Source organism: Rhizobium sp. PK7-22 (assembly GCF_056530405.1).
In genome coordinates this window covers 301,726-319,885 of record NZ_CP096513.1, presented here as the reverse complement: position 1 = coordinate 319,885, position 18,160 = coordinate 301,726, and the positions used below count along the sequence as shown (strand labels likewise).

Here is an 18,160-nt window from a genome sequence, read left to right as displayed (position 1 = left end):
CCCGGACCCAACTACGCTTTGACTGCTCAGGAGACCTTGGTGCTACCAACAGAGTTTTGCGCAGTTGAAGCCAGCGTGAATCGCTCTTCTAAATCACTTTCTTGAATTCGGCCGGCAGGCCCGCGTAGAGGCCCGGCTCATAGATGCCGGCCCTGACGACGGCGTTGGCGGCAATGACGGTCCGTGGCGCCAGTTCGACACCGGCAAAGATGCGCACGCCGGAGAAGATCATCGTATCGTCACCAATCCTAATCGGTTTCTTGCGTTGCGGTGTGTATTTCAGGGGTACACTGATGTCACCGAGGTCGAATTCAAAGCTGATCAGCGAGGATTGATGGGCGATCGACACGTCGTTACCGATCGTTATTCCGCCCTTGCCATCCAGATAGCACATTTCGAAGATTGCCACGTTGGAGCCGAGCTCAATCTCTTCCCAGTGAGTGACGCGCACACCCGTCTCGAACAAGACATTGTCACCGCAGGACTTGGCCAGGCGTTTCGCCCACAGGTATCGCAACAGGATGCCGAGTTTCCACGGCACAAGTTCAAGGAGAGGCCAGGTCAAAGTGAAGAGAAAGCGAGGCAAGACTGCCAGGATCGAGCTGACGATACGGAGGACAGGCTTCAGCGACTGAAATAGCGTCCGACCAGACATGGCGACAGCGTCCCTTTTTGAGTGAAATCATCTCTCTGGCATACCTGAGGCGTATTAAAACTTCCGCTATCGGTTCTTTGGGCCCTCAGTGACATCGTCAGCTTTGCGGAAAGTTTGTCTAAGGATGAGGGACAAACAGGAGGAGCTTGCCAGTGCGGCGAAAGATGCGGTCAGGCGAGTTGAGGGATTGGTCGATCGCCCGTGATGTCTTTCGATGTGAGACACTTTTACACGTCAGCGTCACATCAAAGGCAGAGACGATCATACACCGTGCTTGCCTGCAACATATCCTTCGCTCGGAGAACCCTGCACCGAAAAAAATGATCTAGAACAGACCGGCTGTGATCAGCAGCCCGCTCCACTGACGCAGGTGGCGCAGAGAGTTTTTAAGGCCAAGATGCGATTTTGCCTTACTGCGGGTGTGTTGAAACACTTGATGCAAGTCGATCGCTGCATGACCGCGCCAGGTGAGCCCGATGTAGTGGTGGCGTAATGGCACCTCAACATTGCACCAGTGGCGCTTTTCGTCTGTGATCCCCTGGCCCATGTCGAACATCGTAAGGCCATCCTCGAACACAGCCTGCATCACCCACAGAAGGCACTGCTTTCCCGGAGAGCCGACCTGGATCTGCGGGTTTTCGCTCATAGACGAGATGAGACAAAACATCCGATCGGCATGGACGATGTTGTAACGCACTGCAACGATCTCGTCGTCGAGGCGCAACACGTGGAGACGGACCTCCACGCCTGAACCTTCTTGCATGGCCTGACGATAAAAGCCCAGCAGCTTGTCGCGCACGAACACGTCGCGGATGCCCTGAGCCCGGAAGCGGGCCGAGCGCTGGCGAAACATCACGTCGATCGCTTCCGCGCCAGCGACGGGATCGACGACCTGCTCGAAACGGACGTTGCCCAATGCCGAAAGTCTATCGCCCTGCTGCCGGTCGTGCTTGCGGCGGGAGCGGTTGCGCTGCTGCTTGTCGCACTCCTCCCAGGAGGAAAACTGCGATCGATAAACAGTTTCCGCTGCAAGGCTTGAGCCGAGCTCATTAAACAGCGTGTGGCGTCCGTCGATATTGCTAGACACTGATTGCAGATAGAGGGCGTCGGCACCGCTGAGCGAATCAGCCATCGCTTTCCAAAGGGCCTCGCGCCCCTGCGGGCCAAGACTTGCCAGCGCGGTATAGTCGCAAACCGGTGCGTAGCAGCCCACTTGGCTTCCGGGAAACCAGGTGAAGACGCGGATGCCTGCGACGCGGCGCCGATGCAGCGGCAGAAGTGCGATCGGCTGGCCGTGGAGGTGAGCAACCACGAAGCGCTGGTCTTCAAGCCCAATCTTTTTGTACGCGATCCAGAGGCGAATAAAATCGTAGCTTTGGCCCGGAGACTCAATGCCGCCCAAGGCCGACAGTTTGCGCCAGACGGCCTCGACCTCTTCGATCCGTTGCGTCGCAGCCACCTTGAAGTCGCGTTGGCTGACGGTGGAGAGCGGCCGTGCTGCTTGTGGCAGAGCGACAGCCGTCACCTCACCAGTCATTCGCGCCACCGGCACGCTCTCTGCCATCGTCGTCATCGCCCTGTCCCTTGCTCGTCGAGCAGATATTGAAGTCGACCGGTAAATTGGGGTTGAATATATCGTGATTGACGGGCGTTTGACCGGATTCCTGGATCGAGGGTTAAGCAGTTCTTACGCCCTGCCGAAATTAACGCAGTATGCTTCGACCGCTTGCATGCTCCTTGGGGATGTTCGACTGCCCATGCCAGCAAGGCCCGTTTCGGAGACACGTTAGCGGTTCGGTTACCAGGGATCCATTTGCCTTGTGGGCAGAGAAAAACTTAACTTTTCGGTGTCTCCCACCCCCTTATCCTGCTCGCGGTTAAGGTTGGAGCGCAGAAGATGACATCCGGTACGATGCGGCTCGCTTGGGTGGACATGGCCAAGGGCCTGTCCATCTTCCTGGTGGTCATCATGTATTGCGCGGCAAGCGTCGGCGAGGACACCGGCCAGACCGGCTTCCTCCACTGGACCATTGCCTTTGCCATGCCAATTCGGATGCCGGAGTTCTTTCTGATCTCTGGTCTGTTCCTGAGCCAGGTGATCGACCGTCCGTGGCGCACCTATGCCGACCGGCGCGCCCTGCACTACTTTTATTTCTATGCCCTCTGGGCGACCCTTCACATCATACTGAAGATCGCGCTGACGGGGCGCGATCCCGCGGGTGCGGTTGGCGCTCTCGCCCTTGCCATCGTGGAGCCTTATGGAGTTTGGTGGTTTATCTACATGCTGGGCGTATTCAGCCTGGTGAGCAAGCTGCTCCACCACGCCAGGATCCCGCACGCGGCAACCCTGGCCGTTGCCGCGGTGCTACAGGTGGCGTCGATCCAGACCGGCAGCTATCTGATCGACCAGTTCGCCGCCTACTTCGTCTATTTTTTCGCCGGTTTTGTCTTTGCGCCGCAGTGCTTTCGCCTTGCCGAGTGGACGCAAGCTAATCGCCTGACGGCCGTCGGTGTCCTGGTGTTATGGGCGCTGGTGAATGCGCTGCTGGTCTTCACGCCGGGTTTCCGCCTCGACCCGGTTCACATCCAGATGGGCTGGGCCGCCCTGCCCGGCGTTCATCTGCTGGCTGCATTTGCCGGTGTCGGGGCAATCATCATGACCGCCACGCTCTTGGTCTGCTCGCCGCGGATGGACTGGCTGCGGCGGCTCGGCACCCACTCGCTGGTGATCTACCTCGCGTTCGTCCTGCCGATGGGGATCGCTCGGACGCTGCTGCTTTCCTTAGGATTTGAGGAGCCAAATCTTGTCAGCCTGGTCATCATGGTGGTCGCCATCATATCGCCGCTCGTGCTTTTGTGGATCACCAGGAAGCTAGGCTTCGGCAGGTTTCTGTTTGAGCGACCCGGCTGGGCGCATCTTCCCGGATCGACGCATCGTGTCGAAACGATCTCGCCGCGATCCGTGGCGGCAGAATGAACTGACAAGGCGGCCAGGCAACCTGCTGCCGCAACGGCGACCGGGACGGCCCGCTGTCATTAACCATGTTTTCGATGAAGCGGTGTGCAGGCATCCGCGCCTGCTACAAAGAGGCTTGAGCCAATCACCGGATCCCTCGGATGAGCTTTGTTCTGCAGAAGCACCAGCATTACGTCATCGACACGGTCGTTGGATATCAGGCCAAACTGGCGGAAATCGAAGGCGATATCCGCCTCAGAGCAATGTCGAACGACACAGCTGATCTCGAACTGGCTCTTCTGAAACGGCTGAAGGAAGAATGCGCCGCAACCCTCTACCGGTACCAAAACCTCAAGGAAGCGTTCAAGGCCGTGGTGGGAGAACACGGCGTTGCCACTGACGAATTGCCGCAACCAGCGTTCGCCGAAAGTCGCTCAGGGACATAAGGCATTGCCATCGACGAAAGCCGCTTCTGCCTAGACGGCTCGCCGTCGGTAGACCTTTCACCGTTTGTATCCATTCCCGTGGCGCGACACCTGTATCTCCCGGATTGACTCCACTCATAACAGCCTGCGTGATGACGGAAGCGCAGCTTGGCCGCGCATGGCCGGATTTTGTCTGTGCAATCATTGCACCTGCGACGGAAGATGATCAGGTTTCGGCTCGACCGCGCATCCGCAGCTGAAGGGTCCGGTGGTGCTGGCCGACAGGGTCGGCCACTGAAGGCAGACGCTACAAAAATCCCATCAAAATTGAATGAAAATGTAGTAATTTCAATTAACTACACGGGTGGACGCTGTTTGATTTTTACGGACCTCTAAATTACCTATCGCGCTCGAGCGGAGGTTTGAGGGCCGAGATGACGACAACAGATGCCGATGTTGGGATACGCAGACCTGGCAATGGCCGGCCGAACACGCTGTTGGGCGGTTTGTCTGTCGCTGTGTGCGACATGCCTGATGCGGCTGACAGCTTCATCGAAATTGCTCTGCGCGCCCGTGGCAGGAACCTTCGTCCATTCTACTCCACCTCCGCCAACGGCCAGGTGATTGCCCAGTGCCTGCAGAATGCCGCTTGGCGAGATATGATCTCCGAAGCTGATCAGATCCATGCCGACGGCATGCCAATGGTCCTGTTTTCAAAGCTGCTTTCGGCCAACCCCATCCCGGAGCGTGTTGCGACCACGGATCTCGTTCATGCCGTTGCCGCTCGAGCTCAGAAGACGGGCGTGAGCTTCTACTTCCTGGGCGGCACCGAAGAGATCAACAGCAAAGCCGTTGCCGCCATGCGGGCTGCCTACCCCGCACTGGTGTTTGCCGGCCGCCGCAATGGCTATTTCTGTGCTGAAGAAGAAGCAGAGGTGGTGGCCGAGGTTCGCGCGGCGAAACCGGATATTCTTTGGGTCGGGCTTGGCTTTCCGTCGGAGCAGGCCTTCGTCAGTCGCAACATCGACAACCTGCGCGGTGTCGGCGTCGTGAAGACCTCAGGCGGCCTGTTCGATTTTCTGTCGGGCAAGAACCGGCGGGCGCCGACATGGATGCAGAAGGTTGGACTGGAGTGGGCATTCCGCACATGTCTTGAGCCAAGACGTCTTGGCCGCCGGTACCTGGTGACCAATCCTATTTCGATCTACGCCCTCCTGGTCAGATCGGACCTGAGCGGGCGAAACTGACCGGATCAGACAATACCCGTTGCCACTGCCTCGCCGAGGATGAAAAGTCTCATGTGGGCTCTACAACAGTCGGTGGCGGGGATCACCGAGAGAAGAAGGCCGGTAGATCATGACCAACCTGCAGCAGATCGAGTTCTCCTTGGAACCGACCTTCGATTTCCTATCCGACGAGTATCGTCGCCTGTACCGGAATGCCATTGCGACCGTGTTCCAGTCACCGCTCTGGCTCGATCACATTCACCGGCGCCTTGCACCGGCACTCAAAGCCAAGCAAAGCACCATCGCCGCCCGTGACAGCCTCACCCAAGAGTTGCTCGCCGTCTTTCCGATGGTGATCCACAAGACGTACGGGATTTCTGCCATCCAGCCTGCCGACTTCGACGTTTGCGACTATAATGCCGTGGTCGCGTCCTTGGAGCTGCTGACACAGCTTGCAGACGATCCCCAGGTGTTGGCACGTCTGGATGCGCTTCTCGGCCGCGGACCGCTGCTTCTGTTTCGCAAGGTGCGCGCCGATGGCTTTGACTACAGCCGGCTGTTTCTCGGCTGCCGGACCCAGCCCAGCGACAGCGTCTCCTTCCACTGCGAAATGGATGACGATCTTGAATTCTGGAAGTACGAGTCGTTGAACAGGCAGGCCTCCAGGAAGCTCGAACAGCTATTCAGGAAGCTTCAGCGTGATTTTCCGGGATCCGAGTTCGTGAGAGTGGAAGATCATGACCTGATCGTTGAGGCGATCGAATGTGTCAGAGATTGCCGGGTCGATCGGCTCGAGGATGACATCTTGCGGCAGCAGCCGTATTTCGACTTCTACAAGGACTATGCACTGGAGGCGATCGACGCAGGAGAGGCGTCGATGTTCGTTGTTCTGGTCGATGGGCGTGTCCGAGCCGCGCTGTTTGGCCTGCAGGCCGACGGCGTGTTCCACGGAACGCTGCTGGGTGGGGACACCGAAGAACTTGGCCGCTATTCCCTGGGGATACAGTGCCATTTCCTGGCAGCACAATACTGGCATGGCCAGGGTGATCGCGTCTATTCGCTGGGTCCGGGTAGCCCTGACTACAAGGCACGCTTCCGCGCAGTGGGGACGACCATGGTCAACGTCACCAGGTCGCATTCGCTGATCGGCGCCGGTGTCAGCGCTCTCTACCATGCTTCGTTCCCGTTCAAGGATCAGATCAAGAGCCAGGTACGGCGAATACGCGACCAGCGGCGCGCGGCATGATCGGGCCTATCAGCAAGATCAAGGCTTTGTTGGAACGGTCGGCGCCTGTCTCGCTGGCCTCGGCCTTCCTCGCGAGAGGGGCGACAGCCGGGCTGATCTTCGTGCTCATTGCTCTGGCTGCCCGAGAGCTGGACGTGGGCTCCTTTGGTGTCTTCTCCATGCTCTACAGCTTGGCCGGCATGCTGGCCCTGGCCGCCGCCGGCGGGCAGCAGATCCTTCTGATGCGGTCATGGAGCGAATACGGCGCGGACAGAGACGCTGCCCGCTTGAAGGGTGCACTTATCTTCAGCGGCATTGTGCTGACGGTCGGGGTTGTCCTTTTCTCCCTGGTGCTCTTCAGCGCCCTCGTTGTCTGGCAACCCCAGGCTGTTGCATTTGCCGTGACAACGTCCATGGCCGGTCTGGCGATCGTCATTGGCACCAGTCACCTGATCCGCGCGGCCGTTGGCGTTGAAGCCGGCGACGGCGTCGCCAGTCTCGCCACGCTGACAATGCCGATCGTGTATCTGCTGGGATGTGCTCTTGCGCGCCAGCAGGCCAGCCTCGTCAGCCTGTTCTACATGTTTCCCCTCGGAGCCGTCTTTGCGGCTGCAATTCACGTTCATCTCTTTAAGACGCAGATCCGCGACCGCTTCCCGGATTTCTGGCAAGTCAGGCCGCAATTCGAGTTCGGGACCTGGCGAAGGCGTTCCGTGAAGCTGTGGCTCTACAACGGTCTGGAGGCCATCAACCAGTTCCTCGACGTGCTGCTTTTAGGCGTGCTGCTCAACCCGACGATCGCCGGCGCCTACTTTGTCCTGACGCGTCTGGCGAACGTATTCATCATAGCCTCAGGGGCTGTTGGGCTTTATGCGAGCCGACACATCCCGCGGCTTTACTACGAGGGCGATCTCAATCGTCTTGGCCACTATCTCAATGTCGTGGCCGTCGGATGCGCCGTACTGATCCCGGCCGGCTTGCTGCTTGTTTGGCTCTTGGGCTCGTTCGTTCTCTCGGTGCTTGAACCGCATTACGTCCAGTACGCGCCGCTGCTGCTGTTGCTGTGCCTGGGGACGGCAGCCATCCTGGGCGCTGGTGCTTCGGGAATGGTGCTGACATTTACCGGACATGAGGGCTGGATTGTCATCGTTCTGGCAGCCACGGTCCTTGCCCGCATGGTGGGCTTCATGGTGTTCGTCCCAAGCTTCCAGATGCTGGGCGCGACCTTGGTGACCGCGTCGTCCTTCATTGTCATGTCTGCCGCCATGTCTTACCTCAGCCGTAGGCTGACCGGGATCGATGGGTCTGTGGTTCGCCTCCTCAGCAGGTTCGCCGTTCCCCGCGCGGTGTCGGTAGGATGATCCAGCGTGGAATTGTTGTGCCAATGAACATCGAGCTTATTCTGCCCCAGCATGAAACCCGGGGATGGCATCTCTTGCTCCTGTCGCGCATCCGCGCCTCAGGGCACGCGGTTGGCGTGAAGACAGTCTCCGCTTCCGGAACGCCGTATCTGCTTGAGGGCCTATTGCGGTTCGAGCAGCGCATCCTACTTCGCCGGTCTTCCCCTATGCTGGTTCGCGAGGCAATCGCCTCAGAGCGATTGGACGCGCCGCCGGACCTTTACATCGACCTCAGTGGCACAGCCCAACTGGGGGAAGTTCCCACCCTCGCCATCAAGGATGGGCGCCACGAACCACTTGTGGAAGCCGCGATGGCGCTGGCGCGGGGCGATTTACCCAGCGTGCAGCTGACGCTCGACGGCACGCCGATCGGCACGGCTCACCCGATGGTCGACAACCGCTTTGTGCTGACACGGGGGCTGGAAGACGTTCTTGCTCGAACGATCTCGCTGTTGATGAAAGGGATCGTGGTCAGCCAAGCCAGCTTGTCCTGCTCCGGCAAGCCTCCGACGTCCCTGCCAATCTCGCAGACGTCTGCAGCCAGCCCGGCTTTCCTGGTCCCCTACGCCACGCATATGATCCCGAGACTGGCCAAAGAAGCCTACAGGCGGGGCACGTCCAGGACGCACGCCCATTGGTGTGTGGGCTATCGCTTCCTGGATGGTCCAGGCGTTGCCGAGACCCGTGATCTGTCCGGGCCCACATGGACCAGGATTGCCGACGACAGCCACCGCTTTTTTGCCGATCCTTTTCCGCTCGAGCACCAGGGCCGCTTCTATATCTTCCTGGAAGAGTACGAGCATGCGAAAGGCAAGGGTGTCATTTCGGTGTCGGAGGTTACGCCCGATGGTCGCGCAACGCCTCCCAGGCAGATCCTCGAAGAGGAGTACCACCTCTCCTACCCGAATGTCTTTCGGTCCGGTGACGATATCTGGATGCTTCCCGAAGGTGGCGCTAGTAAAAGCCTGGTCCTCTACCGCGCCACGGATTTCCCTTATCGGTGGGAACGGCACGAGACCTTGATCGCGGATCGCGAGCTGGCTGATCCAACTCTTGTGGAACGCGACGGACGGTTGTGGCTGTTTGCCGCTGAGCGGGATGGTGCCGGGAGTGCGGCCGACATGATGTCGGTATTTTTCGCCGACGAGCTGCATGGGAAGTGGACTCCACATCCGGCCAACCCGATCGTCATCGACCGCGCCGGTGCAAGGCCTGGAGGCAACATTGTTCTGTCGGGCCAACGGCTCCTTCTTCCTCTTCAGGATGGCACAGAAACCTATGGCGGCGGATTGCAGCTTGGCGAAATCGTCTGCCTGACTGAGGACCTGGTCGAGCTCGGCCCCGCTGTCCCTGTGCGGCCAGAAGGGAATTGGCCGTTCCCCAAGATCCATACCCTCAATCGGGCGGGACGGTTGGAAGTGATCGATGGGATCGTGCCGTGACCGGAGGGCCTGCGGAATCTCAAGAAAATCAGCACCTGTGTGTGGGACGAAAACAGGTTCAGCAAGCCTGATCTCTATTGTCATGGCGTTCCCTGCATTTTCTGCGAATGGTCCTGCTGATATCACCTACATCCTAAACGATTGACGGGTCATCGGCATGTTCGCTCAGGGCCGGCAGGCAACTTCGGCCAGATCGCGCCATCTGCAGTGATGTTTGAGAGGGGGATCACGAGGGCGTGTCCGGGGGGACGGGCTGGGGGGCTGATCGCCCTCGCGATCCGTCAATAACGGCCGACGAGGAGATCGTTCCTGCAGCCTTGCAGATTGCCGCGCGCGTTGCTGGCGCTATATCCAAGGACAAACAGGAGTGCACCATGAGCGAGGTCGAACCTACATCGCGCAGACCATCTTCAAATGAAAAGCGTGCCGCCACTGACGCGGCCGCCTTGGAGATCATCGACAAAGAGGCTTTAGAGCGCGAGAAGAAAACTGAACGCTTGCGGGCGCTGCGCCTGGCGAAAGAGGCTGTGCTAATCGCGGAGGCCAAGGCGCGAAAGCTGAAGTAGCCTTTTAACTGATCAAGGCCTTTAGCTGCTCCTCGTCCCGCACTCCCAGTTGGTATAGCTGAACGAGTTCGCTGGCGACCGCTCCTGCATCCGCCTTCTCGATGTTACGGATACCGCAGACTTCTTCGTAGACGTCCTGGAGCAACTGGAGGTCTTCGGGCGCGAAGGGAATGTTCTCTGATTCTGTCATTCATCTAACATGCGGCGTGCCACATGAATCGTGGATGAATGGAAGTCGGAACGCGCGGCGGGTGCAAGCCACAATGAGAAGATGGTGCCGCGCGTTCCGAGCGTCGGGGAGACGCATGTTTGAAACTGCGGGGGGCGGAGGAAAGTTCCGGTGAAGAACCAGGCGGCGCTGCTCAGCGAATTCTGCTACGATGTCCAATATCTTGAGCAGGCAGAGGCTGCCGTGCGCGGGCTCATCCAGTATCGCTCCTGCAGCAGCACAAGATCTCTGACTGTCAGACCTAAGTCCAACGACGGAACGTAATGAACTCATCCACGTTGAATGGCCAGCCACAACCAAAAGGAGATGGCCATGAATAAAATTATAGTATTAGGTGCATCAGTAGCGCTGTTCGCCACCGGCGCAATGGCCCAGGAAAGCACCGTTAACGGCGCAGTCGGCGGCGCTGTCACAGGCGCCATCGTTGGCGGGCCCATCGGCGCTGCTGTCGGCGGCATCGTCGGCGCAGTAGCTGGGACGGCCATCGACCCGCCACCAGAGCGTGTCGTGACCTACGTCCGCGAACAGCCCATTCCAGCACAGCCTGTCATGGTCCAGCAAGAGATCTCAGTCGGCCAGCCGTTGCCGCAGACTGTCGTCCTGACGCCGATTCCGGAATCCCCGTCCTACTCCTACGCCTATGTGAACGATCGCCGTGTGATCGTGGATCCGCAGAACTACACGGTCATCCAAGTTCTCGACTGATCCAAGTTTTGACCTGTTACTAAAAGCCTGGTGCATTGCACCGGGCTTTTTCTTGTGGTGATGGGAGGCGACGCCGAAGCGCCGTCTCTGTCCTTTAGGACCACCATCAGGAGGGTCCTCCCCGGCCTCGGTAAGGGCAACCTAGATTGCCAGTTGGGGTTAATCCGGTATCGGCATCATGATTGAGAGGGGGAGCGCGCGGGTCACCCCAGGCGCGTAGGTTCCGCGCGCTCCGCGCCGTGGAAAATCGTTTTCGGCGCGTCGATTAAACTGACAACATGACCGAGGGTTCCCGTACTGAATGAAAAGCGCTTCGCCGCTTGCTTCGTTCAATCGAGATGATGGGAGGCGACGCCGAAGCGTCGCCAGTCTCGCCTCCTCGAACGGCATACCACCAGAGGACTCCTCCCAGGTCCTCATCTGCGACAATATGTCCAATGTCAGATATTGCAATAGGCTCTTAGGCCTTTGGGTCCGCCGGTGGTGGAGGTCGCCCGTCCGCTTTGTCGCCGCAGAGGCGGGCGGCCGCGACGTGGCGGGTCCTTCCCGTTGCTGGACCCGCCACCACTCTTCGGGCAGCAAGAAGCCGCCCGACTTTTCAGTCGAGCGGCTGGTGGTACCTTCCAAGCGAAGGTGCCTAGTTACTTGGCGCTGGCGCGCTTGGTGCGGCGTCCGCAGCCGGGGCTGGGGCTGCTGTGCTCGGTGCGGCAGGAGCTGCTGTGCCTGCGGACGGTACGTTGACATCCACGTCGGTGCCGCCACCACCACCATTGATGTTGAAGACGCCGGTAAACATCAGAAGCGCTCCAACGGCTATCACCGCGATTATAACAGCCACAGCCCATCCGGCGCTGCTGCTTCGGCCTGTGGTAACTACTGTGGGTCCACGATCAGACATCTTTGTTCTCCGGGTTTGATAATGCGGATGTAACGCAGGGCTGCAGCGTGGGTTCCATTCCAATTATTTTTGCATGCATCTGGTGTTAGTGGACGAAAGCCGCCGACATCGCTGCCGACGGCTTTGGCGGTCTCCACGTGGCGTTCGGCTGGCGAGGCGGGTGCCGCTTGACCACTTTACATTCTGTCAACGGCCGGCCACGACTTGCCCGACAAGGCCCAGCGTAATCTGTGTAAATTTGGATATGAAGTGGAGGTTGGCGATCCGGCCTGCCTTTTCACCCTTCTGGCGCGCCGGGGGTTCGTAGCTTATGTCTTCAGCCCTCTTACCTACCCGCCACTTGAGCCGCGCGACGGAGCGGGAAAGAAGAACCTCGACATGCCCGAGTTCAGGATCGTCGTAGGCAGCAGCATTAGCGGGAACTGCCTCCAACATAGCTGCAAGAGCATCTCCAAAAGTCTGCCCCCGTACAACCTCCCTACCCTCGTCGTTGAAAACCATCACCGAGGACGGGAGACTATTCGCCAACTCAGGAAGCGCAATCGCCCCATCACCCCAGGCGATTGGACTACGACAGGAACTCGCCTAGAAACTCGTAGATGACGCGGGGCTTAGCCCCGATCAGGTAACCGGCGCCCCCTCCGAAAGGGAAGAAGAGCATTGCGCCGATCCATCCGGCCAACAGCGCGCCAACCCACGCGCCCCCTATTATGCCGGCGCTGGTCATGACAATGGCGATGATGGCCTGAAGTTGGCTCATACTGAAGAAGATGTGGGTGGAATCTTGTCCCTTCAAGAGCCCGCTACTCAACCTAGAAAACCACGCCACCCAAATCGACGCCTACGAAAAAACGTTTTTGCTTTCGTTGATCCGTTCAAGCCGCCTCTCAGCCGGACGTGCTCTTCGCCGGGCGGCGCGAAGTTCCTCAATAGTAGGCTGCCACCAACCGCGACGCCGCTCCTCTTCAGCGGCTTCCATCCGTGCCGGCCAAGTTTGAACAAGTTCCTCCAGGGTCGGCGACCGCCATATGGCCCAGACATGCTCTTGTTTGGCATGGGGATAGGCCTCGGCAACCTCTTCCAAATCTACGAGTTCGCCCGTGACCTCCGTGAGGACGATTATTCCGTAGCTGGCCGTGGCGACCGGCCTGTCCAAAGGGGGCAGGTTGTCGCTCGGCACGGGAAGGCGCCTCTTACGGCGCTCCAGAGTTCGGCGCCTCGCCTTCGCCTCCTCCTCGGTCCCCTTGCGTGCTTCGGCACGTTTCCGACGCTCCTCCGGCTCGCAACGCTTCGCGGCCTCCTCGATGGTCTCCCACCGGTGCTGCAGGTCGTCGTAGGAAGCATAAGGAACCTCCCACACCTTCTCCTCGCCGTTCCAGCGCGCGAAGGGTATCTGTCTCAGCTCCTCTACGACCGTCCTAGAATATGGCGTTTTGATGCGAAAGCCCCGGTCGTAGACAGACAGGTATGGGCTGAAGATGGGTTCGAACTCGAAGGCATCGCGCCCACGCTCCTCCTCAAACGGTCGCCGGCGGTCTGCTTCGGCCGCCAGCCAATGGTCGATACGGCGTCGGGCGGTGGTGCCGGGAACGGCCCAAGCCTGAAGCTCCTCGCTCCATCGGGCACGAGGGAAGGTCTCGCGAAACCGCGCGACCGTCATCCGGTCGAACGGGAACGAGACCGCTTCCGATGTCGGCTCCTGTTCGTCTTCAGATACTTCGTCTCTCATGCCACCAAAACATTTGGCGACGTCGCAGGTTTCTGCGAGAGCGTCTTCTGCAGAAAGGTAAGGGCGCAGTCGACACCTCTGGGCGAGATTGTGTGCCCGACAGTCGGCTGAAGTTCCAGCTCGACCTGGAAGCCGGCGGCCCTGAGTTGGCCAGCGGCGATGCTGGATGCAAATGCAGGTATGGTCCGATCATCCTCACCATGCACGAGCAGAACAGGCGTCCTGTTGCTCTCAGTGGAAACCGCAACGGGGGGAAGCAACCCAGCAAATGACACGAGAGAGCCCACCTGCCAGCGGCCGGAGGCGACCGCGTCCAGTGATACGATAGCGCCTTGCGAAACGCCGACGAACGCTACGCGATCCAACGCCTGATTGAACCCTTCCCTCATGACGATCTCGTTCACGGTTGCGTCGAAGGCCTTACGCGCGCGACAGATCCTGTCTGGAGCGAGTGGATCGCCGCGGATGCTGAACCATTCACGGCCGTACTGGTGACGGAATGGCGCGTCAGGCACCACTAGCCGGGCGTCCGGCAGGAAGTCCTGATAAGAGTTCGCGAGTGGCATGAGCTGCGCCGAGGAAGCGCCGATGCCGTGGAAGAATATGATGAGAGACTTGTCGTGCATGTTGATCCAAGGGTTCGGTGAAGATCGCTGAGGGCGCTCGACCCTCGCGGGGAGCGCCCTCACACCCCGCGCACGACCATCTACGCACGACGAGGGGGTCGGTGCGGAAGTCGCGCTTACTTTGGGGCGGCATGATTTAGATGGTGCTTATGCACCGCGAACGCAAGACCGGCCCGAAGACCTTCTGCGGCGACAGCTAACGTCGTGCGGAACGTGAATCGGACTCTCAATCTCAAGGCGCAACCCATTGAATTTAGATTCATTTCGAGTCGGAACGAATCACTTCGAATCCGATTAAGTCTCCAATCGAGTGATTCGGAGTACAGCGTAATGGCAGGGCATCGGGCACAGTGGAAGGGTTTCATAAAGTTTGGTGAAGTGAGCTGCGGCGTCGGCCTCTACACGGCCGCCAGCACCTCCGACCGGCTCGCCTTCAACACCATCAACACGGCCACCGGCAACAGGGTCAACCGCGTCTTCATCGACAGTGAGACGGAGGAGCCTGTTCCAAAGGAGGCTCAGACCAAGGGTTTCGAGGTCGACAGCGGCCAATACATCATCATCGACCCCGAGGAGATTGCCGCGACGATCCCCCAGAGCAACAAGACGCTGGAGATCGAAGCCTTCATCCCGTGCAGGGAGGTGGACGACGTCTACTTCGACAAGCCCTACTATCTTGTGCCGGACAAGACCGGCGCCGACGCCTTCGTTGCTTTGCGCGAGGCGATGAGCAGATCCAAGGTCGCTGCCATCGCTCGGACTGTCCTCTTCCGCCGGATGCGCACCGTGTTGATCCGGCCCCACGGCAAAGGGCTGATCGCGACTACGCTGAACTTTGACTACGAGGTGCGTTCGAGTGTGAAGGCCTTCGAGGACATGCCCAAGATGAAGATCGAGGGCGAGATGCTCGACCTCGCCAAGCACATCATCGGGACGAAGAAGGGCGAATTCGATCCGGCAACCTTCGACGACCGGTACGAGACGGCACTTGCCGAACTGGTCAAGGCGAAGATCGAGGGCAAGGCCCTGCCGAAGCGTAAGAAGATTGAACCATCAAAGCCGAACGATCTGCTCGCGGCGCTGCGCGAGAGCGCGGGAATGATGAAGGCTGCAGACGAGAAACCAAGACGGACGGCCGCCAATGCCAACGCTGGCGAGGGACGCCCACGCGCGGCGCGCGGGACGGCTGGCAAAGCAGCCGCATCAAAAGCCGCCCCGCAGCGTAAGGCCGGTTGAGGAGATCGTCATGGCAATCAGACCATACTGGCGCGGCTACCTGAAGCTTTCCCTGGTGACATGTCCTGTCGCCATGACGCCCGCCACCAGCGAGAGCGAGAAGGTTCGCTTCCATACCCTCAACAAGGAGACGGGCAACCGCGTCGTGTCGCAGTACGTGGACTCCGTCACGGGCAAGTCTGTGCAGAACGAGGACGAGGCGAAGGGCTATGCCCGCGGCGAGAACGACTATGTGATCCTGACGGACGACGACCTCGACGCCGTCCAGCTCGACACGGTCAGGACGATCGATATCGAGAAGTTCGTCCCGGCCGACAGCATCGAATGGGTTTACCTGGAAAAGCCGCACTACCTGGCCCCAGACGATCCCGTAGGTCAGGATGCCTTCGCGGTCATCCGCGACGCCATGAAGGCCGACGACGTCGTCGGCATCTCCAAGCTGGTGATCGGACGGCGCGAACGAGCGGTTGTTCTGGAGCCGCGCGGGGAAGGCATCGTGCTTTGGACGCTGCGCTTCGGCGACGAGGTACGCCGGGAGGAGAGCTACTTCGAAGACATCGAGGACGACCCGGATCCAGAACTTGTCCCCCTCGTGCAGAAGCTGATCAAGCAGAAGACCGCCCATTGGTCGCCGACAATGGTGAGCGACCCCATTCAGGAGGCGCTACTGTCGATCATCGCGGAGAAGAAGAAGGCGCTGAAGCCTGCGAAGAAGGCCAAGGCGAAGGCCGAGGATGCGCCCACGTCCAACGTCGTCGACATCATGGCTGCACTTAAGCAGAGCCTCGCAGCCGAACGCAAGGACGACCGGAAGGCGGGTTAATGACCTTCGGCTGCGATAACTGCAGCGGAGTCAGATGGGTGTGTGAATCTCATCCGAGGATGCCGTGGGGGAGCCGTCGAAGGCTGCAGATGCGGTGGCGCCGAGATGCCCTGCCCCGTCTGCAACAGCAACATGCCTGGCCTGCACCCGGTGGCCGCAGGAGGCGAAGGATCACGGGAGGAGAACCAAAATGAAGGATCCAGTGGACCTCGTACTCTGCGAGCCGGCACCATTTCTGTTCGGCGCGAACGGCCACTTCAGTGTGACGGACGGATCGTCCGTCTGGATCGTCGTCGTGACGTGCGAAGCGATGCGCGCGACCGCCTCGCCGCCGAAGGCCTCCTTGGGCCGTCTCGTGCGGTTCGCAGAGGTTTATCTGGACATGGCGGAGAATGCATTGGCGCGTGGAGAAGACCAAAACGGCAAGATCTGGATCTTCGAGCGCGACGTCCTATCCCGCAGCGGTGGAGCACCTCTAGCGAACGCGAAGCGTGCTGACCTGCGTCCGATCCGGTGAAGGGCTACTTTCCTCAGAGAAGCCAGCGGGAACGCTTGCCGTCACGGACAGGCAACCTGGACGAGGACAGTAATCGTCAGCAGGATACTCGAGACGAGCGCCGCGATGGAGAGAAGCCCTCCGGTCGTGGTCTCCGCTCTTGCCTTGAAGCCGGCGTTCCTACTGAACATCAGAGAGCCCTCCGCATGCTGGCGTTGCGCAAGGAACGACCGATGGGTGCCTGTCAGACCGGGTTCATCTCGCAGGCGGTCTTCGGAGCGGTTCTCGATGTCCGCCCCACGATCCTGAGCCGAAACGACGCCCCTGATCACTTTGTGGCCTCTAGGTCAGCCTCGACCTTGTCGCGGCTGTTTCCGACCTTTTTAACCGACTTCTTCACGGCTTCCTTCGAGACGCCTTCTTTCTTTGCTTCATAGGGACTTCGTGCTCCTGCCCGCCTGCAATCCTTGCTCTGTCCTGCGCGCGCGCCCCGCCAAACCTGCGACAGCATAGGGAACTTAAGAAGGACGCCGTCATTCCATCAGAACGCCCGCTTGCTGGACAATCTGTCTCTGGCGAGGACCCAGTGATTGGAAATGGAGAGCCGCCCGTGAAGCAAACTTTGCTGCAGGCGACGTTGCAGACCGAGGTCGCCCGATGGTTTCGTTCACTTGATCCAGTGCGGCCGGAAGACATGATAGGACTGTGGAAGGGTATCGGACATCCCTCAGGACATCCGCTCGACGGGGTGCTGGAGAACCTGCACTGGTTCGGGAAGCGGTTTCATCCCGATCTGCGCGCGGACGCCCTTCTGCTCGAGGGAGAACCCGGCCGCCTGGTTCCGGTTGATCCCAAGTTCTTCCCGATCAGGTTCGCAAACAGGTTCGCTGCGTTCGGCCGGTCCACCCGAGCACGCAATCTTTTCTCGCACATCAGGCCGCGCGTGCGCGCCCAAGGAGCGACGGCTACTTTGCGGGCGCTGGCGAACGACGGCGTGATGACTGCGGCAATGGTCTACGACCGGCAGCCCATCACCGATTACTTCCGTCGCATACACGAGCACGAGCTCGCCGGAATGATGGTCCTTGAGCACGACCCGCGCCGCTACTACTTCCGGCTGACGAGGGCCGAGGCCGGAGCCGGAGCATGAAGGAACCTGTCCTCGAAACTCCGGACGGCCGCTACATCATCGTCAGAGGCCGTCTGTGGAGGAAGTCGAACCCGCACCTCCCGGAAGACGGGCAGAAGCGCCTCGTGTCTGAGCTAATGGGCGCCCGCCGGGCAGTGAAGGAAGCCACGGGCGATCTGGAGAAGCTGGGTGAAGCGCGGAAAGCTGTAGATGTCGCGAAGGTTGCCTTGGGGGAACCTGGCCCGGTCCGGTGGACAGACGGTGCCCCGGACTTCAACCGCCATCTCGTGAAGAACACGCCCTATGGACACCCATTCAGGTGCCATTGAGACTCCCGGCGGGATCAGCATAATTCCGAGAACTGGCAGGACATTCCGCGACGGGCATGAGGGGC

Annotated in this window: 21 protein-coding genes and 1 pseudogene; 13 read left to right on the top strand and 9 right to left on the bottom strand. The window is 59.8% G+C overall.

Going from position 1 to position 18,160, the window contains the following annotated elements; all coding sequences use genetic code 11:
• Positions 1-88: 88 nt before the first annotated feature.
• Together M1E10_RS01670 and M1E10_RS01665 are read right to left on the bottom strand one after the other, a co-directional pair.
• Positions 89-655, bottom strand: a complete 567-nt coding sequence (locus tag M1E10_RS01670; RefSeq protein WP_499173281.1) for an acyltransferase — start codon at positions 653-655, stop codon at positions 89-91.
• A 325-nt stretch (positions 656-980) separates the two neighbouring features.
• On the bottom strand, positions 981-2,228 hold the full coding sequence (locus M1E10_RS01665) for a GNAT family N-acetyltransferase (protein WP_499173280.1): 1,248 nt from the start codon (positions 2,226-2,228) through the stop codon (positions 981-983).
• A 324-nt stretch (positions 2,229-2,552) separates the two neighbouring features.
• On the opposite strand from M1E10_RS01665, the gene M1E10_RS01660 reads away from it, so the two are divergent.
• From M1E10_RS01660 to M1E10_RS01630, 7 genes are all read left to right on the top strand, one after another.
• Positions 2,553-3,632: an acyltransferase family protein gene (locus tag M1E10_RS01660; protein WP_499173279.1), complete on the top strand. Its 1,080-nt coding sequence runs from the start codon at positions 2,553-2,555 to the stop codon at positions 3,630-3,632.
• Between the two features lie 140 nt (positions 3,633-3,772).
• A complete protein-coding gene (locus tag M1E10_RS01655) occupies positions 3,773-4,057 on the top strand; it encodes a hypothetical protein (protein WP_499173278.1) in 285 nt (94 codons plus the stop codon).
• Positions 4,058-4,470: 413 nt separating this feature from the next.
• Positions 4,471-5,283, top strand: coding sequence for a WecB/TagA/CpsF family glycosyltransferase (locus M1E10_RS01650; RefSeq protein WP_499173277.1), 813 nt, complete (start codon positions 4,471-4,473; stop codon positions 5,281-5,283).
• 109 nt (positions 5,284-5,392) lie between these two features.
• Positions 5,393-6,508 (top strand): GNAT family N-acetyltransferase, encoded by a 1,116-nt coding sequence (locus M1E10_RS01645; protein WP_499173276.1) that lies wholly within the window; start codon positions 5,393-5,395, stop codon positions 6,506-6,508.
• Positions 6,505-7,848 (top strand): lipopolysaccharide biosynthesis protein, encoded by a 1,344-nt coding sequence (locus tag M1E10_RS01640; protein ID WP_499173275.1) that lies wholly within the window; start codon positions 6,505-6,507, stop codon positions 7,846-7,848. Before M1E10_RS01645 ends, M1E10_RS01640 begins: the two co-directional genes overlap by 4 nt.
• A 23-nt stretch (positions 7,849-7,871) precedes the next feature.
• Positions 7,872-9,329 (top strand): glycoside hydrolase family protein, encoded by a 1,458-nt coding sequence (locus M1E10_RS01635; protein WP_499173274.1) that lies wholly within the window; start codon positions 7,872-7,874, stop codon positions 9,327-9,329.
• Positions 9,330-9,703: 374 nt separating this feature from the next.
• Positions 9,704-9,895 (top strand): hypothetical protein, encoded by a 192-nt coding sequence (locus M1E10_RS01630; RefSeq protein WP_499173273.1) that lies wholly within the window; start codon positions 9,704-9,706, stop codon positions 9,893-9,895.
• 4 nt (positions 9,896-9,899) lie between these two features.
• On the opposite strand, the gene M1E10_RS01625 is transcribed toward M1E10_RS01630, so the two are convergent.
• On the bottom strand, positions 9,900-10,085 hold the full coding sequence (locus tag M1E10_RS01625; RefSeq protein WP_499173272.1) for a hypothetical protein: 186 nt from the start codon (positions 10,083-10,085) through the stop codon (positions 9,900-9,902).
• Between the two features lie 351 nt (positions 10,086-10,436).
• Here M1E10_RS01625 and M1E10_RS01620 point away from each other — a divergent pair, with 351 nt between their 5' ends.
• Positions 10,437-10,829 carry a DUF1236 domain-containing protein gene (locus M1E10_RS01620; protein WP_499173271.1) on the top strand — a complete coding sequence of 131 codons (393 nt, stop codon included), beginning with the start codon at positions 10,437-10,439 and terminating at the stop codon, positions 10,827-10,829.
• Between the two features lie 1,084 nt (positions 10,830-11,913).
• On the opposite strand, the gene M1E10_RS01615 is transcribed toward M1E10_RS01620, so the two are convergent.
• The 4 genes from M1E10_RS01615 to M1E10_RS01600 form a co-directional block, all read right to left on the bottom strand.
• Positions 11,914-12,228 (bottom strand): hypothetical protein, encoded by a 315-nt coding sequence (locus M1E10_RS01615; RefSeq protein ID WP_499173270.1) that lies wholly within the window; start codon positions 12,226-12,228, stop codon positions 11,914-11,916.
• A 67-nt stretch (positions 12,229-12,295) separates the two neighbouring features.
• Positions 12,296-12,523, bottom strand: coding sequence for a hypothetical protein (locus tag M1E10_RS01610; protein ID WP_499173269.1), 228 nt, complete (start codon positions 12,521-12,523; stop codon positions 12,296-12,298).
• 45 nt (positions 12,524-12,568) lie between these two features.
• Positions 12,569-13,456 (bottom strand): hypothetical protein, encoded by an 888-nt coding sequence (locus M1E10_RS01605; RefSeq protein WP_499173268.1) that lies wholly within the window; start codon positions 13,454-13,456, stop codon positions 12,569-12,571.
• Positions 13,453-14,082: an alpha/beta hydrolase gene (locus M1E10_RS01600; protein WP_499173267.1), complete on the bottom strand. Its 630-nt coding sequence runs from the start codon at positions 14,080-14,082 to the stop codon at positions 13,453-13,455. Before M1E10_RS01600 ends, M1E10_RS01605 begins: the two co-directional genes overlap by 4 nt.
• 330 nt (positions 14,083-14,412) lie before the next feature.
• On the opposite strand from M1E10_RS01600, the gene ku (M1E10_RS01595) reads away from it, so the two are divergent.
• From ku (M1E10_RS01595) to M1E10_RS01585, 3 genes are all read left to right on the top strand, one after another.
• Complete coding sequence (gene ku / locus M1E10_RS01595) at positions 14,413-15,318, top strand: Ku protein (protein ID WP_499173266.1); 906 nt, start codon at positions 14,413-14,415, stop codon at positions 15,316-15,318.
• 10 nt (positions 15,319-15,328) lie between these two features.
• Entirely contained in the window at positions 15,329-16,141 is an 813-nt protein-coding gene (ku, locus tag M1E10_RS01590) for a Ku protein (protein WP_499173265.1), read from the top strand.
• A 190-nt stretch (positions 16,142-16,331) separates the two neighbouring features.
• Positions 16,332-16,658 carry a hypothetical protein gene (locus tag M1E10_RS01585; protein ID WP_499173264.1) on the top strand — a complete coding sequence of 109 codons (327 nt, stop codon included), beginning with the start codon at positions 16,332-16,334 and terminating at the stop codon, positions 16,656-16,658.
• Between the two features lie 41 nt (positions 16,659-16,699).
• On the opposite strand, the gene M1E10_RS01580 is transcribed toward M1E10_RS01585, so the two are convergent.
• Together M1E10_RS01580 and M1E10_RS01575 are read right to left on the bottom strand one after the other, a co-directional pair.
• A complete protein-coding gene (locus tag M1E10_RS01580; RefSeq protein ID WP_499173263.1) occupies positions 16,700-16,828 on the bottom strand; it encodes a hypothetical protein in 129 nt (42 codons plus the stop codon).
• 137 nt (positions 16,829-16,965) lie between these two features.
• Positions 16,966-17,102, bottom strand: a pseudogene (locus M1E10_RS01575) (DUF3606 domain-containing protein).
• 145 nt (positions 17,103-17,247) lie between these two features.
• Between M1E10_RS01575 and M1E10_RS01570 the strand changes: the two are divergent.
• Positions 17,248-17,787 carry a GXWXG domain-containing protein gene (locus M1E10_RS01570; RefSeq protein WP_499173262.1) on the top strand — a complete coding sequence of 180 codons (540 nt, stop codon included), beginning with the start codon at positions 17,248-17,250 and terminating at the stop codon, positions 17,785-17,787.
• Positions 17,784-18,095 carry a hypothetical protein gene (locus M1E10_RS01565; protein WP_499173261.1) on the top strand — a complete coding sequence of 104 codons (312 nt, stop codon included), beginning with the start codon at positions 17,784-17,786 and terminating at the stop codon, positions 18,093-18,095. Before M1E10_RS01570 ends, M1E10_RS01565 begins: the two co-directional genes overlap by 4 nt.
• Positions 18,096-18,160: the final 65 nt, after the last annotated feature.

Bases quoted from the DNA above. Each gene is read 5' to 3' on its own strand.
- M1E10_RS01670 (WP_499173281.1), bottom strand. From the start codon at position 655: ATGTCTGGTCGGACGCTATTTCAGTCGCTGAAGCCTGTCCTCCGTATC.
- M1E10_RS01665 (WP_499173280.1), bottom strand. From the start codon at position 2,228: ATGACGACGATGGCAGAGAGCGTGCCGGTGGCGCGAATGACTGGTGAG.
- M1E10_RS01660 (WP_499173279.1), top strand. From the start codon at position 2,553: ATGACATCCGGTACGATGCGGCTCGCTTGGGTGGACATGGCCAAGGGC.
- M1E10_RS01655 (WP_499173278.1), top strand. From the start codon at position 3,773: ATGAGCTTTGTTCTGCAGAAGCACCAGCATTACGTCATCGACACGGTC.
- M1E10_RS01650 (WP_499173277.1), top strand. From the start codon at position 4,471: ATGACGACAACAGATGCCGATGTTGGGATACGCAGACCTGGCAATGGC.
- M1E10_RS01645 (WP_499173276.1), top strand. From the start codon at position 5,393: ATGACCAACCTGCAGCAGATCGAGTTCTCCTTGGAACCGACCTTCGAT.
- M1E10_RS01640 (WP_499173275.1), top strand. From the start codon at position 6,505: ATGATCGGGCCTATCAGCAAGATCAAGGCTTTGTTGGAACGGTCGGCG.
- M1E10_RS01635 (WP_499173274.1), top strand. From the start codon at position 7,872: ATGAACATCGAGCTTATTCTGCCCCAGCATGAAACCCGGGGATGGCAT.
- M1E10_RS01630 (WP_499173273.1), top strand. From the start codon at position 9,704: ATGAGCGAGGTCGAACCTACATCGCGCAGACCATCTTCAAATGAAAAG.
- M1E10_RS01625 (WP_499173272.1), bottom strand. From the start codon at position 10,085: ATGACAGAATCAGAGAACATTCCCTTCGCGCCCGAAGACCTCCAGTTG.
- M1E10_RS01620 (WP_499173271.1), top strand. From the start codon at position 10,437: ATGAATAAAATTATAGTATTAGGTGCATCAGTAGCGCTGTTCGCCACC.
- M1E10_RS01615 (WP_499173270.1), bottom strand. From the start codon at position 12,228: ATGGTTTTCAACGACGAGGGTAGGGAGGTTGTACGGGGGCAGACTTTT.
- M1E10_RS01605 (WP_499173268.1), bottom strand. From the start codon at position 13,456: ATGAGAGACGAAGTATCTGAAGACGAACAGGAGCCGACATCGGAAGCG.
- M1E10_RS01600 (WP_499173267.1), bottom strand. From the start codon at position 14,082: ATGCACGACAAGTCTCTCATCATATTCTTCCACGGCATCGGCGCTTCC.
- ku (WP_499173266.1), top strand. From the start codon at position 14,413: ATGGCAGGGCATCGGGCACAGTGGAAGGGTTTCATAAAGTTTGGTGAA.
- ku (WP_499173265.1), top strand. From the start codon at position 15,329: ATGGCAATCAGACCATACTGGCGCGGCTACCTGAAGCTTTCCCTGGTG.
- M1E10_RS01585 (WP_499173264.1), top strand. From the start codon at position 16,332: ATGAAGGATCCAGTGGACCTCGTACTCTGCGAGCCGGCACCATTTCTG.
- M1E10_RS01580 (WP_499173263.1), bottom strand. From the start codon at position 16,828: ATGTTCAGTAGGAACGCCGGCTTCAAGGCAAGAGCGGAGACCACGACC.
- M1E10_RS01565 (WP_499173261.1), top strand. From the start codon at position 17,784: ATGAAGGAACCTGTCCTCGAAACTCCGGACGGCCGCTACATCATCGTC.